Origin of the sequence: Kitasatospora sp. NPDC051170 (assembly GCF_044455705.1) — a bacterium.
In the GTDB taxonomy this organism is placed as follows: Bacteria; Actinomycetota; Actinomycetes; order Streptomycetales; family Streptomycetaceae; genus Kitasatospora.
Genome location: NZ_JBITFA010000005.1, coordinates 177,378 through 192,488, shown reverse-complemented (window position 1 = coordinate 192,488; position 15,111 = coordinate 177,378). Strand labels below are relative to the sequence as shown.

The window sequence follows — 15,111 nt, the reverse complement described above, 5'->3', positions numbered from 1 at the left end:
GTGTCTCCTAGAAATCAGTGGGCGACGGCGGCGACGGCGGGCCGGGTGTGCGTGTGGGACGGCGCCGGCGCGATCAGGGCCGCGATCGTCTCGGTGAGTTCGGCGGCCAGGGCCGCGGGGTTCTCGATCGGGGCGGCGTGGGTGCCGAGCACGCCGCTGCGGGTGTACGGGCCTTCGGTGAGCGCCTCCCAGGCGTCCAGGGCCTGTTCGGGCAGCACCGGGTCGTCGGTGCCGGCCACGGCGCGGACCGGGATGCGCAGCGGGGCGCGGTCGAGGTGGCGCAGCGCGGCCCGGTGGTTCTCCGCCAGGGTGACGTCGGTACGCAGCCTCACCAGGTACTCGGCGAGCAACTCCTCGCTGTCCAAGACCTGTTCGGGCAGCAGCCCGGCGAACAGGGCGGCCGCCTCCCCGGTCGGCAGCGTGTCGAGGACGGCGGCCGAGTCGGTGAGCCGGCGCAGGCCCTCGGTGGGTTCGGCCTGCGGCGGGATGCCGCAGGCGGCGACGAGGGCGAGCGGCGGGGTGGCGGGCTGCCCGGCGAGCCGGTGGGCCAGCTCCCAGGCGAGCCAGGAGCCCTGGCTGTGCCCGTAGAGCACGGCGGGGGCGTCCAGGCGGGCGCTGACGGCGGCGGCGACGTGGTCGGCGAGCAGCATCATGTCGGTGACGGGCTGCTCGTCGGCGCGGCCGTCGCGGCCGGGCAGCTGGACGGCGACGAGTTCGACGTCCTCGGGCAGGTGCCGGGCCAGCGGGACGTGCCCGGCGGTGGTGCCGCCCATGCCCGCCATGGCGAAGACCCGGGCGCGCGGGTTGGCGGCGGGCTTGAGCACCCGCAGCCAGCCGTTGTCCCGCGTCTGCGGGGTCTGTGGGGTCTGCGGGGCCTGCGGGCCCGCTTCGCCCTCGGAGGGCAGCAGCTTCTCCAGCAGGAACCGGGCCAGGCCCGCGCAGCTGCCGGCCCGCACGACGGTGTCGGTGGTGAACGCGACGCCGGTGCGGCGGGCGAGCTGGCCGCGCAGGGTGACGGCCATCAGCGAGTCCAGGCCGAGCTGCTGGAGCGGCTGTTCGGCGGGGACGGCCTGCGGGGCGAGGCCGAGGACGGGGGCCGTCTCGGCGGTGACCAGCTCGGTGAGCAGGGCCAGGGCCCGCTCCCGGCCGCCGTCGGCGAGCCGTCGGCGCAGGTCGCGTCCGGCGGTGTCGTCGGCGGCGGGCTCGGCGGGCGCGAGGGCCGCGCGGGCCTCGGGGACGGTGTCGACCAGCGGGCGCGGGCGGGCGGCGGCGTAGAGCGGGGCGAAGACCGTCCAGTCGATGTCCGCGACGCCCGCCGAGGGCAGGCCCGCGGCCAGCACCTGGCCGAGGGCGTGCAGGGCGCGGTCGGCGGCGATCGGCCGGTGGCCGCGCGAGCGGTACGTCCGCTCGGCCTCGGCGCTCATCATGCCGCCGCCGGCCCAGCCGCCCCAGTGCACCACCGTGGCGGCCAGGCCCCGGGCGTGCCGGTGGCGGGCGAGGGCGTCCAGGGCGGTGTTGGCGGCGCCGTACGCGGCCTGGCCCGCTCCGCCCCACAGGCTCGCCCCGCTGCCGTACAGCAGGAAGGCGTCCAGGGGGCGGTCGGCGAGCAGGTCGTGCAGGTGGCGGGCGCCGTGGGCCTTTCCGGCGAGTTCCTCGTCGGCGGCCTCGGGGGTGAGGTCGTCGACGGCGGTCATCCGGGAGACGCCGGCGAGGTGGGCGACGACGCGCAGCGGCTCGGCGTGGGTGTCGAGCGCGGCGAGCAGCCGTCCGGCGGCCGCGCGGTCGGCGAGGTCGCAGACCGCGAGGTCGAGGCTCGCGCCGAGGGCGGCGAGGTCCTCGCGCAGGGCGTCCAGCTCGGGGGCGGGGCGGGCGGTGCGGGTGGCGAGGACGACGCGGCGGGTGCCGCGTTCGGCCAGCCAGCGGGCGAGGTGGCGGCCCAGGGCTCCGGTGCCGCCGGTGATCAGCGCGGTGCCGGTGGTCCGCCAGGCGGCGCCCGCGGTGGGGCGGGCGGTGGGGCGGGCGCGGTGGAGGCGGCGCGCGTACCGGCCCTGGGGCCGCAGCGTCACCTCGTCCTCGCCGTCCCCGGCGGCCAGCGCCCCGACGACGGCGTTCTGCCAGCCCTCGTACGGCTCGGCGGGCAGGTCGATCGTGCCGCCCCAGCGGTCGGGGGCCTCCAGGGTGAGGACCCGGCCGAGGCCGGTGACCAGCGCCTGGGCGTGGTTCGGGACACCCTCACCCTCGAGGGCGGTGGCGCCCCGGGTGACGGCCCAGACGGGGGCCGGGCGGCCGGTGTCGCCGACCGCCTGGACGAGGGCGAGCAGCCGGTGGAAGCCACGCTCGGCGGCCCCCTCGCCGGGGGCGGCGAGCAGGCCCGTGAGCGGCGGCAGGGCGCCGAGGGCGGCCGCGAGGGCGACGCGGTCCTCGCTCGCCGGCAGCGGGTGGACGGTGGCCCCGGCGGCGGTGAGCGCCTCGGTGAGGCCCTCCTCCGGCCCGGCCAGCGCCCAGTGGCCGCTCAGGGCCGCCGGACCGGTCGTCCCGACCGGCTCGCGGCGCTCGGTGTACAGCCAGTCGGCCGTGTTCGCGTCGGCCTGCCGGCCCTCGTGCCAGGCGGCGAGCAGGGGCAGCAGCTCCTCCAGGCCATCCCTCAACTGCTCGGGGGCGTCGAGGAGTTCGGCCATCTTCCCGCTCTCACCGTCGGCGACGGCCTGCCAGAACTCGCCGTCCACCGCGCTCGATGCGGGCTGGGGTGCCTTGGGCTCGGCCCAGTGCCGGGAGCGCTGGAAGGCGTACCCGGGCAGCTCGACCTGCGGGCCGGCGCCGCCGAGCGCGGCCGCCCAGTCCACGACGTGGCCCTGGACGTGCAGCACGCCCAGGGTGCGGTGCAGCTGGTCGAGGCCCCCGTGGCGGCGGCGCAGGGTGTCGACGACGACGGCGCCCTCGGCGATCCCGTTGTCGGTGAGCGGCCCGGCCAGCACCGGGTGCGGGCTGACCTCGACGAACACCTGGTGCCCGGTGCGCAGCAGTTCGCGCTGGGCGAGGTCGAGCCGGACGGGCTCGCGCAGGTTGCGGCACCAGTACGCGGCGTCCAGCTCCCGGCCGTCCAGCAGCGCGCCGGTGACGGTGGAGTAGAACGGCACGGCGGCGGGCCGCGGCGCCAGGTCGGCCAGCTCGGCGGCGAGGCCCGGCAGGATGGCGTCCATCTGGGCGCTGTGCGAGGCGACGGCGGCGTTGAGCTTGCCGCAGATCACGTCCTGGTCGTCGAGGTCGAAGAGCAGGTCGTTGATGGCGTCGACGTCTCCGGAGACGGCCGTCGACCCGGCCGTGTTGACGGCGGCCAGCGAGACCCGGCCCCCGTAGCGGGCGAGGTGGCCGAGCACCTCGCCCACGGGCAGTTCGACGACGGCCATCTCCCCGCGCCCGGCGCAGCCCAGCAGGGCCCGGCTGCGCAGCGCGACGATCCTGGCGCCCTCCTCGACGGTGAGCGCCCCGGCGACCACGGCCGCGGCGACCTCGCCCTGGCTGTGGCCGACGACGGCGGCGGGCTCCAGGCCCCGCTCCCGCCAGGCGGCGGCCAGGCCCAGGTACATCGCGAACATCGCGGGCTGCACCACGTCGAGCCGGTCCAGCGGCAGCTCGGCCGTGGAACCGGAGCCGGCGAGCAGCTCGGAGACCGTCCAGTCCAGGTACGGCGCGAACGCCCGGTCGCAGTCGGCGACGGCGGCCCGGAAGGCCGGGCTCTCGTCGAGCAGGGCGCGGCCCATGGCGGGCCACTGGCTGCCCTGGCCGGGGAAGACGAACACGGCCTTCCCGAGCCTGCGGGCCTCGCCCTGGCTGAGCAGCCGGTGCGGACGGCCCTCGGCCAACGCCGTGAGCCCGTCCACGAGTTCGGCGTTCGTCCCGGCCAGCACGGCGGCGCGGGCGGCGAAGTGGGTCCGGCGGGTGGCGGCGGGGCCGGCCACGGCAGCGGGGGTGAGCTGCGGGCGCTCGGCCAGGTGGGCGGCCCAGCGGCGGGCCTGGGCGCGCAGCGCGGTCTCGTCCCGCGCGGAGAGGACGACCGGCCGTACGCCCTCGGCGGGGGCGGCGGGCCCGGCGGGGCCCTGCTCCAGCACGAGATGGGCGTTGGTGCCGCCGATGCCGAAGGAGGAGACCCCGGCGCGGCGCGGGCCCGCTCCCGGCCACGGCCGAAGCTCGGTGGCGACCTCGAACAGGCTGGTGTCCAGGCCGAGTTCGGGGTTGGGCCGGGTGTAGTGCAGGCTCGGCACCAGCTCGCCGTGGTGGAGCATCAGCACGGCCTTGATCAGGCCCGCGATGCCCGCCGTGGCGTCGGCGTGGCCGATGTTGCTCTTGACCGATCCGAGGGCGCACGGCTCGGTGCGCCCGGCGGCGGCGAAGACCTGCTGGAGCGCCTGCACCTCGATCGGGTCGCCGAGGGCGGTGGCGGTGCCGTGCGCCTCGACGTAGCCGATGGTGTCCGGGGTGACTCCGGCGGCCGCCTGGGCCTCGGCGATGACGGACGCCTGGCCGGCGACGCTGGGGGCGGTGAAGCCGACCTTGTCGGCGCCGTCGTTGTTGACGGCGCTGCCGCGGATCACCGCGTACACGGTGTCCCCGTCGGCGACGGCGTCGGCGAGGCGGCGCAGCACCAGCACGCCGACGCCGTTGCCGGGGACGGTGCCGCCGCCCTCGGCGTCGAAGGCGCGGCAGGCGCCGTCCGGGGAGGCGACCAGGCCCGGCTGGTAGAGGTAGCCGGACTTCAGCGGGAAGGTCAGCGAGGCGGCGCCGACCAGGGCGGCGTCGGACTCGCCGCGCAGCAGGCTCTCGCGCGCCAGGTGGGCGGCGACCAGGCCCGTGGAGCAGGCGGTCTGCACGGTCAGGGCCGGGCCGCGCAGGTCCAGCTTGTGGGCGACGCGGGTGGCCAGGTAGTCGTTCTTGCCGCCGATCATCGCCCGGTAGAAGGCGGACATGTCCTCCGGGTCGGCGCCCTGGTATCCGCCGTAGCCGGAGCCGCCGAAGACGGCGATGCGGCCGTCGAAGCCGCGCGGCACCAGGCCCGCGTGCTCCAGCGCCTCCCAGGCGCACTCCAGGAACAGCCGGTGCTGCGGGTCCATCGCCTCGGCCTCGGCCGGGGAGCAGTCGAAGAACCCGGCGTCGAACAGGTCGGCGTCGGCGACGTGGCCCTTGGCGCGGACGTAGTCGGGGCGGGCGAGCAGCGCCTCGGGGACGCCGGCCTCGCGCAGCTCCTGCTCGGTGAAGTGGCTGATCGACTCGACGCCGCCGCGCAGGTTGGCCCAGAAGGCGGCCAGGTCGGGGGCGCCGGGCAGCCGGCAGGACAGGCCGACGACGGCGATCGCGTCCTCCTCCGGGCGGACGGTGGCGCGGGCCGCCCGGGTGGTCCGCGTCCCCTCGCCGCTCAGGTGGGCGGCGAGGCGGCGCACCGTCGGGTGCTGGAAGACGGTGGACAGCGGGAACTCCCGGCCGAGCTCCGCACACAGCTCGCGGTGGGCCTGGAGGGCGGTCATGGAGGTGCCGCCGAGCTCGAAGAAGCCCCGGTCGGGGTCCACCTCGGCCGCGTTCAGCGCCCGGGCCCAGGCGGCGGCGACCAGCGCCTGGACGTCCTGGGCGGCCTCTTCCCGCGCAGGGACGGCGGCCGAGGGCGCGGGCAGGCGCAGCAGGGCGTTCCGGTCCACCTTGCCGTTGGGGGTGTGCGGCAGCTCCGGCATCCGGACGAGCCGGCCGGGCACCGCGTGGGCGGGCAGCCGCTCGGCCAGGTGCGCGGCGAGCGCCGCCTCCTCGGCCTGGGGCGCGGGCACCCAGTAGAGGGTGAGCCGCGGGTCGTTCTCGGTGTCCTCGCGCACCACGGCGCTGCACTCGACCACGGCCGGGTGCTCCCCGGCGACGGTGTCGACCTCGCCGAGCTCGATCCGGTGGCCGCGCAGCTTGACCTGGGCGTCGATGCGGCCGCAGAACTCCAGGCTGCCGTCGGCGCGGTAGCGGACCAGGTCACCGGTGCGGTACATCCGCGCGTCCTCGTGGCCGGCGTACGGGTCCTCGGTGAAGCGCTCGGCGGTCAGCTCGGGCCGCTCGTGGTAGCCGCGGGCGACGCCGAGGCCCCCGATCCACAGCTCGCCCCGGGTGCCGCGCGGCACCCGGCGGCCGTGCCGGTCGAGCACGTGGAACAGGGTGTTGAGGACGGGCGTGCCCAGCGAGACCTCGCCGCGCTCCAGGGCGCCCGCCTCCAGCGTCCAGGTCGCGGACCAGACGGTGGTCTCGGTCGGGCCGTACATGTTGAGGACCTCGCCCGGGCAGAGCGCGGCCAACTTGCGGGCCAGGCCCCGGTCGAGGGCCTCACCGCCGACGAGCATCCGGCGCAGCCCGCCGATGAGGGCGCGGCCCTCGGCGTCGGCGAGCAGCATCCGGGCGTAGGAGGGGGTGCACTGCAGGTGGGTGGGGTCCAGGCGCCGGTGGGCGGCCCAGTCGGCGGTGGTGCCGGCGGCGACCACCACGCGGTAGCCCCGGGTGAGGGTCCACAGCAGTTCGAGGGTGGAGATGTCGAAGGAGAGACTGGTGACGGCCAGCCAGGTGTCGCCGGGGCCGCCGCCGATCCGGGCGTCCATGGCGCGGCAGAAGTTGGCGAACTGGGAGTGCTCGATCCGGACGCCCTTGGGGCGGCCGGTGGAGCCGGAGGTGTAGATCAGGTAGGCGAGGTCCTCGGGGGCGGGGACGTCGAAGTACTGTTCGTCCTCGGTGCTTTCGGGTGCGATGACGGCCAGATGGCCCCAGCGCTCCACGGCGGTGCCGGAGATCACGACGCTCAGCCCGCTGTCCTGCACCATGTGGTCCAGGTGCGCGGCCGGGTAGTTGGGGTCGAGCGACAGGTACGCCCCGCCGGCCGTCCAGACGGCCAGCACGGCGACGACCAGGTCGGTGCCGCGCGGCAGGTGCACCCCGACCGGGGTGCCCGGGCCGACGCCCGCGGCGCGCAGCTTCGCCGCCAGCCCGCCTGCCCGGTCGAGCAGTTCGGCGTAGCTCAGCTCCACCTCGCCGTCCGTGACCGCGACGGCCTCCGGGGTGCGGGCGGCCTGCGCCAGGATCAGCTCGTACGCGGTCGGCCGGTCCACGTCGCTGGGCTCGACGGTGCCGGCCCGCTCCTCCAGCCAGGCCAGCTCCGCCGCACCCAGCACGTCGAGATCCGTCAGCGCCGCCTCGGGACGGCGGACGAACTCGGTGAGCAGCCGCTCGAAGCCGGCCGCGAGGCGCTCGGCGCCCTCCGCGTCCAGCACCTGTGGCAGGTACTCCAGTTCGGCGCGCAGCGCGTCCCCGCTGGGCGCGAGGGTCAGGCCCAGCTCGAACTTGGAGGCCCCGCGCACATTGCCCGCCGGGCTGCCGGTGACCGGAAGCCGCCAGGCGTGCGATCCCTCGCCCACGGTGGGGAGTTCGGCGCTGCCGTAGTTGAACACCGCGCGGAACAGCGGGTTCTCCTCGCCGTTGCGCTCGACGCCGGCGGCCTGGACGAGCCTGCTCAGCGGCACGCCCTGGTGCTCGGCGACGGCGTTGACCTTCTCGCCCATGGCGGCCAGCAGGCCGCTGACGGTGGGCTCGCCGGTCAGGTCGCAGCGCAGCGGCAGGGTGTTGACCAGGAAGCCCACCACGCCTTCGGAGCCCGGCAGTTGGCGGTTGGCCCAAACGGTGCCGAGGGTGAAGTCGGTCTGGTCGCAGGTGCGGGCGAGCAGCACGGCGAAGGCGCTGACCAGCACGGTGTACGGGGTGACGGCGGTACGGGCGGCCAGCGCCTCGACCTCGGCGCGCAGGGCGGCCGGGAGGGTGAAGTAGTGGGTGTCCCCGCCGTTCTGCTCGTCCCCGCCGTTCTGCTCGTCCCCGCCGTTCTCCTGCGCCTGCGCCTGCTCGGGCCCGGCCGGGAACTCAAGCCGGGGCGCACCGGCCAGCTCGGCGGTGAAGTGGCGCAGCCCCTCCTCGAAGCGGCCCTCCAGGACGGCGGCCCGCTCCCAGGCGGCGAGGTCGCCCAGGTGGTGCTCGACGGGAGCCGCCTCGGGCGCACCACCGGTGGCGAACGCCCGGTAGGCGGCGTGGAGTTCGTGCAGCAGCAGGGTCAGCGACCAGCCGTCGACGACGGCGTGGTGCAGGGTGAGGCAGATCAGCTGCTCGCCGCCGGGCGCGGTCAGCACCGTGCAGCGGGCGAGCGAGGGGCCGCCGAGGTCGAAGGGGGTCAGCTCCTCGGCCCGGGCGGCGACGGCCAGGTCCTCGGCCTCGGCCCACTCCAGCGGGATCGTGGCCGACTCCCCCACCACCTGCACGAGTTCGCCCTCGCGCAGGGCGAGCCCGGTGCGCAGCGCCTCGTGCCGCGCGGCCAGGTGGGCGAGCGCCCGGCCGAAGGCCGTCCGGTCCAGCGGGCTCTCGACGCTCAGCTTCAGCGCCACGTGGTACTGGGCGGTGCCGGGGTGCAGCTGCTCCAGGAACCAGAGGCGGCGCTGGCCCTCGGTGGCCGGGTGGAGGTCACGGCGAGGGGCGCGCTCCAGCCGGGCGCCCACCGGGGCGGCGGGCAGCTCGCCGAGGGCGTGCTCCAGCAGGTAGCCGGTGACGGCCCGGGCGGTGGGGTGGTGCAGGGTCAGGTTGGCGGGCAGGGTGGCGCCGGTGAGCTCGGTCAGGCGGTTGCGCATCCGCAGCGCCATCAGCGAGTCCATGCCGAGGTCGCGGAAGCGGCGGTCGGCGTCCACGGGCTCGTCGGTACCGAGGAGGGCGGCCACCTCGCGGCGCACCGTCTCCTCCAGCAGCCCGGCCCGCTCCTCGGCGGGCAGCGCGGCCAGCCGGGCGCGCAGCCCGTCCGGCTCGACGACGGCCTGCTCCACCGCCGGGGCCGAGCTGATCGGTCCGGCGGCCGGGGCCTGGGCGTCCACCCAGTAGCGGCGGCGCTGGAAGGCGTAGGTGGGCAGTTCGAGGGCCTGGCCGGCCGGGCGGTGGCCGAGCACCCGGGCCCAGTCCACCGGGTGGCCGTGGCCGTGCAGGGCGGCGAGCTGCTGGAGCAGCTGGGCCGTGCCGCCGCGCCCGCGCTGGAGGGTGCCGACGACCACGCCGTTGTTGGCGGCGGTGGCGCCGGTCAGCGGGATGCCGAGCACCGGGTGCGGGCTGACCTCGACGAACACGCCGAAGCCTGCGGCCGTCAGCGAGCGCAGGGCGAGGTCCAGGCGGACGGTCTCGCGCAGGTTGCGGCACCAGTACGCGGCGTCCAGGCTCTCCCCGGCCAGCACCGTGCCGGTGACGGTCGAGTGGAACGGCACCTCGGCGGCGCGCGGGGCCAGGTCGGCGAGCGAAGCGGCCAGGCCCGGCAGGATCGGGTCCATGTGGCGGCTGTGGCCGGCCGCGTCGGAGGGGATGCGGCGGCAGTACACCTCGCCGTCGGCCATCGCGGCGAGCAGGTCCTCGATCGCCTCGGCGTCGCCGGAGACCACGGTGGAGGTCTCGGTGTTGATGACGGCGACGGACAGCGCGCCCTCGTACGGCGCGATCAGCGCGGCCACCTGCTCGGCGGGCAGCTCGACCAGCGCCATGCCGCCCTTGCCGCTGCACTCGCGCAGCAGCGCCCGGCTGCGCAGGGCGACCAGCTTGGCGCCGTCGCGCAGCGACAGCGCCCCGGCGACGACGGCGGCGGGCACCTCGCCCTGGCTGCTGCCGACCACGGCGGCGGGCTCCACGCCCAGCGAGCGCCAGACGGCGGCCAGGCCGATCATCACGGCGAACAGGGCGGGCTGCAGGACGTCGATCCGCTCGAAGTCGGGCAGGTCCCCACCCTCGTGCCCGCCCTCGCCGGCCAGCAGCGCGCGCACCGACCAGCCGGTGTGCGGGAGCAGCGCGGCGTCGCACTCCTCGATCGCGGCCCGGAAGACGGCGGACTCGGCGAGCAGGGCCCGGCCCATCTCGGGCCACTGGCTGCCCTGGCCGGGGAAGACGAACACGGCCTGCCCGCGCGGGGCCGACCGGCCCTGGACGAGCTCGCGCGGGGCGGCGCCCTCGGCGAGGGCGCGCAGGCCCAGCGCCGCCTCGGCGGTGGAGGCGGCGGTGACGGCGGCGCGGTGCTCCAGGTGGGTGCGGTGCAGCGCGGCGGTGCGGGCCAGGTCGAGCAGGCCCGCGCCGGGGTGGGCGTCCAGCCAGTCGGCCCAGCGGGCGGCCTGGGCGCGCAGGGCCTTCGGGGTCTGGGCGGAGAGCAGCACCGGGTAGCCGTCCGCGGGGACGGCCTGCGGCTGCTCCTCCTCCTGCTCCTCCTCCTGGTCCCGGACGACCGGCGCCTCCTCCAGCACCAGGTGGGCGTTGGTGCCGCTGATCCCGAAGGAGGAGACCCCGGCCCGGCGCGGACGCTCGCCGCGCGGCCAGTCGGCGGCCTCGGCGAGCAGCTCGATGCCGCTGCCGTCCCAGGCGATGTGCGGGCTGGGCTGCTCGACGTGCAGGGTCTGCGGCAACCGCTCGTGCTGGAGGGCGAGGACCATCTTGATCACGCCGAGCACCCCGGCCGCGGCCTGGGAGTGGCCGATGTTGGACTTGCCGGAGCCCAGGCGCAACGGCTGCCCGGCGGCCCGGCCGGGGCCGAACACCTCGGCCAGCGCCCCGGCCTCGATCGGGTCGCCCAGGCGGGTGCCGGTGCCGTGCGCCTCGATGGCGTCGATGTCGGCGGGGGTGAGGCGGGCGGCGGCCAGCGCCTCGCGGATGACGCGCTGCTGGGCGGGCCCGTTGGGGGCGGTGAGGCCCTGGCTGCGGCCGTCCTGGTTGGTCGCGGAGCCGCGGATGAGGGCGAGCACGCGGTCGCCGTCGCGGCGGGCGGCGGAGAGGGTCTTGAGCAGCACCATGCCGCAGCCCTCGGCCCAGCCGCCGCCGTCCGCGTCGGCGGAGAAGCTCTTGCTGCGCCCGTCCGGGGACATCGCGCGCAGGCGGCTGGACTCGACGAACAGCACGGGGGTGTTCATCACGGTGACGCCGCCGGCCAGCGCCTGGTCGCACTCGCCGCTGCGCAGCGCGGCGCAGGCCAGGTGGATGGCCACCAGCGAGGAGGAGCAGGCGGTGTCGACGGTGACGGCCGGGCCCTGGAGGCCCAGGGTGTACGAGACGCGGCCGGAGATGACGCTGCTGGAGATGCCGGTGCCCTGGTAGCCGTCGAGGCTCTCCAGGGTGGCCTGGGTGGTGGCGTAGTCCGAGCGCATCGCGCCCAGGTAGACGCCGGTGCGGCTGGTGCCCAGCGGGCCGGGGCGCTGCCCGGCCCGCTCCAGGGCCTCCCAGGCCGTCTCCAGGGCGAGGCGCTGCTGCGGCTCCATGGCGAGGGCCTCGCGCGGGGAGACGCCGAACAGCTCGGCGTCGAACTCCTCGATGCCGTCCAGGAATCCGCCCTGGTCGGCGTAGCTCTTGCCGGCCGCCTCCGGGTCCGGGTCGAACAGGTCCAGGTGCGCCCAGCGCTCGGGCAGCGGGCCGATCAGGTCCTCCCCGGCGGCCAGCACCTCCCAGTACCGCTCGGGGGTGGCGGCGCCGCCGGGGAGCCGGCAGGCCATCGAGACGATCGCGATCGGCTCGGTCCGGCTGTGCTCCAACTCCTGGTTGCGCTGCTGAAGTTGCAGGACGGCCGCCATGGCGCGGCGGAGCCGGTCCTCGTTCGCGTTCTCGTTCATCTCTGAGCCATCCGTCTCGTCTCCCAAGCCGAGCGCGTGCGCGTGGGGCGCGTCCTGCGGGCCGGTGTCAGTCCTTGACCAGGACCGTCATGTACGGCGGGTCGTCCTGGACCCGCGAGAAGTCGTTCTCCAGCACGGACACGCCGTCGCGCTGTTCCAGCTCGCGGAACCCGGAGAACTTGTAGGTGATGTACATCGTCCGGTTGCGGTCGGTCGGGACGAACTCGGCGCGCAGCCGAACCCCGGCCGAACTCGCCTTCCGGATCAGATGGTTGAGCAGGACGGACCCGACGCCGCGGGCCATCACCCGGCAGGACATCAGCAGTAGCTTGACCGTCCAGACCGCCTCGCCGCGCTCCACCAGGGCGAGGCCGATGGTGCCGTAGCCGCCGTAGACGTCCTCCAGCTCGGCGACCAGCAGCTCGTGGCCGTCCGAGGTGCGGAAGGCGTCCAACTCCTCGTAGGAGTAGGTGTATCCGGTGGCGTTGAGCTGGTTGGTGCGAACCGTCAGCTCCTCGGCCCGCTGGAGGTCCTCCTCCCGGGCCGGCGCGATGGTGAAGCGCATGGCGAGCCGGGCGAGGAACTCCTCCGAGGTGCCCTGGTGGCCCTCCTCGGCCTGCTTGCGCTGCTCGTCGGCCCGGTACAGCTCGCGCCGGGCGCGGGAGTCGGCGGTGACGAACCGGGGGTTCATCCGGGGCAGTTCGGTGATCGACGCGGCCTCGGCGGCGTCCACGCAGAGCACCTCCGGGTGGGCGAAGGCGACCTCGTCCCGCTCGAAGGGCTGGTCGTCGACGAAGGCCAGGGTGTCGATGCCGATGTTGAGGCGGCGGGCGATCTCCGCCACCGCCTCGGACTTGCGGCCCCAGCCGATCTGCGGGTGCAGGAAGTAGTCGGCGACGCCGAGTTCGGCCAGCTTGGCCATCGCGGTGTCGTGGTCGTTGCGGCTGGCGACCGAGTGCAGGATGCCGCGCTCGTCGAGGGTGCGGATCGCGTCCAGCACGGCCGGGCGCAGCCCGACCTCGCCGTCCTCCAGCAGCACCCCGTCCCACAGGGTGTCGTCGAGGTCCCACACCACGCATTTCACCGTCATCGGTCTCTCCTCACTCGTCGCTCGTCGCTTTGCCGGGGGGTGTCAGGCGGCCCGCACCGGGCGGCGGGCCCGGGCGGACTCCTGGAACGCGTACTCGGCCAGGCCCACCTGGTGGAGCTGGGTGCTGCCCTCGATGACCTCCATGACCCTGGCGTCGCCGAGCAGCCGCTGGACGGGGTAGTCCGGGCCGCAGCCGTTGGCGCCGTGGATCTGCACCGCGTCGGAGGCGGCCCGCACGGCGGCGGTGGCGGCGAAGTACTTGGCCGTGGAGGCGGCCGCCAGCGCCCCCGGGTCGCGGGCGTCGCGCAGCCGTCCGGCCTCCAGGCAGAGCAGCCTGGCCGCCTGCCGGTCCGCGTACATCGCGCTGATCATGCGGCGGACCAGCTGGTGGTCCCTGATCGGTGCCCCGAAGGTCTCCCGCGTCCCCGCGTAGTCCACGCTCGCGGCGAGCGCGGCGTCCAGGATGCCGACCGAGCCCCAGGCGACGGTGTAGCGCCCGAGGTCCAGGGCCGCGCCGGCCACGTGCGAGACGCCCAGCCCCGGGCGGCCCAGCAGGTTCTCCTCCGGCACCTCGCAGCCGTCGAACCACACGTCGGCGGTCATCGAGGCGCGGATGCCGATCAGCCCGGTGATCAGGCCCGTCCGCAGCCCCGGGGTGCCGCGCTCGACGAGCACGGCGGTGGGGCCCTCGGCGGTGCGGCCGACCACCAGGAAGAGGTCGGCCGTCTCGCCGTACGTGATCCACCGCTTGTGCCCGTCCAGGCGCCGGCCACTCTCCGTACGGGTCAGCGCGGTGGTGACGGCCGCCGCGTCGCTGCCCGCCCCCGGCTCGGATACCGCCAGCGCGGCCGTCACCTCGCCGGTGGCAAGCCGGGGCAGCCAGCGCTCGCGCTGCTCCCGGCTGCCCCAGCGGCCGATGGCGTGGGCCACCATGGTGTGGACGGTGAGCAGGCTGCGCACGGAGGAGCAGGCGCGGCCCAGTTCACCCGCCAGCAGGCCGAGTTGGACGGCGTCGCGGCCCAGGCCCCCGTACTCGACGGGGATCGCCAGGCCCATCCACCCGGTGTCGGCCAGCGCCTTGATCACCGCGGGCGGGGTGTACTGCTCGCGGTGGAACTCGTCGGCGTGGGGGGCGACTTCGGCGTCCGCGAAGGCCCGGAACTCCTCCAGGGCCTTCTCCTGTCGCCCCGTCAGATATCCCGCGCTGTTCACGAGGCGGCGGGGGCGGCGGCCAGCTTGCGGCCGACGAACGCCTCCAGGGCGCCGATCGAGCGGAAGTTGTCCAGCTCCAGGTCCTCGTTCTCGACGGTCACGCCGAACTCGTGCTCGACGAAGGTGACCAGCTGCATCGCGAACATCGAGCTGACGAAGCCCAGCTTGAAGAGGTCGTCGTCGTCCTTGAGGTCCGTCACCGGGAAGAAGCCGGAGAGGTAGTGGGCGATCCGGGCCTTGGGGTCGTTGGCCATGGTTGCGGGATCCTGTCTTCTCGTGGAGGGGTCAGTGGTAGCTGTGGAAGCCCTGGCCGCTCTTACGGCCGAGCAGGCCCGCGGCGACCATCTTCTTGAGCAGCGGCGCAGGCCGGTACTTGTCGTCGTTGAAGCTCTCGTAGAGCACCTCGACGGACTTGAGGATCGTGTCCAGGCCGATCAGGTCCGCGGTGGCCAGCGGGCCCATCTTGTGGTCGAAGCAGGTGCGGAAGATCCGGTCGATGTCCTCGGCGTTCGCCACACCGTCCTGGACGAGGAAGACGGCCTCGTTGATCGTCAGCATCAGCACGCGGTTGGAGACGAAGCCCGGCACGTCCTCGACGACGATGCACTCCTTGCCCATGCCGGCCAGGAAGCGGCTCGCGGCCTCGATGGTCTCCGGCGTGGTGTGGTAGCCGCGGATCACCTCGACCATCGGCTTCATCGGCACCGGGTTCATGAAGTGCATGCCCACGACCTGCTGCGGGCGGCCCGTGACCGACCCGACCCGGGTGATGGAGATCGCCGAGGTGTTCACCGCGAACACCACCTCCGGACGGCAGATCGCGTCCAGGCGGCGGTAGACCTCCTCCTTGATCCCCCAGTCCTCGGTGGTGTTCTCCACCACGAAGTCCGCGTCCACCAGCCGCTCGTAGTCGAGCGTGAACTCGATCCGGCCCATCACCTCCGCCGGGTCGATCGTGCTGCCCCGGTTGAGCAGCCTGAACGACCTGAGGCTGGTGCGCAGTTCGCGCTGCGCCTGCGTGAGGACGTCCTCGGAGACGTCCACCAGGATCACCCGGTGGCCGGTCTGCGCGAGGTTCTGCGCGACGCCGACGCCCATGACTCCGGCGCCGACCACGCCGATCGTTGCGAATTCCATGCCTGCTCC

Annotated in this window: 5 protein-coding genes; all 5 read right to left on the bottom strand. The window is 75.3% G+C overall.

Annotated features, from left to right (window positions below):
* Positions 1 to 14 precede the first annotated feature (14 nt).
* On the bottom strand, positions 15 to 11,663 hold the full coding sequence (locus ACIBCA_RS13905) for an amino acid adenylation domain-containing protein (protein WP_396283092.1): 11,649 nt from the start codon (positions 11,661 to 11,663) through the stop codon (positions 15 to 17).
* Positions 11,664 to 11,730: 67 nt separating this feature from the next.
* Entirely contained in the window at positions 11,731 to 12,753 is a 1,023-nt protein-coding gene (locus ACIBCA_RS13900) for an HAD-IIIC family phosphatase (protein WP_396283091.1), read from the bottom strand.
* Positions 12,754 to 12,795: 42 nt separating this feature from the next.
* Positions 12,796 to 13,965, bottom strand: a complete 1,170-nt coding sequence (locus ACIBCA_RS13895; RefSeq protein ID WP_396283090.1) for an acyl-CoA dehydrogenase family protein — start codon at positions 13,963 to 13,965, stop codon at positions 12,796 to 12,798.
* Positions 13,962 to 14,219 carry an acyl carrier protein gene (locus ACIBCA_RS13890; protein WP_031075209.1) on the bottom strand — a complete coding sequence of 86 codons (258 nt, stop codon included), beginning with the start codon at positions 14,217 to 14,219 and terminating at the stop codon, positions 13,962 to 13,964. Before ACIBCA_RS13890 ends, ACIBCA_RS13895 begins: the two co-directional genes overlap by 4 nt.
* A gap of 31 nt (positions 14,220 to 14,250) precedes the next feature.
* Positions 14,251 to 15,102: a 3-hydroxyacyl-CoA dehydrogenase family protein gene (locus ACIBCA_RS13885; RefSeq protein WP_396283089.1), complete on the bottom strand. Its 852-nt coding sequence runs from the start codon at positions 15,100 to 15,102 to the stop codon at positions 14,251 to 14,253.
* Between the last annotated feature and the right edge of the window lie 9 nt (positions 15,103 to 15,111).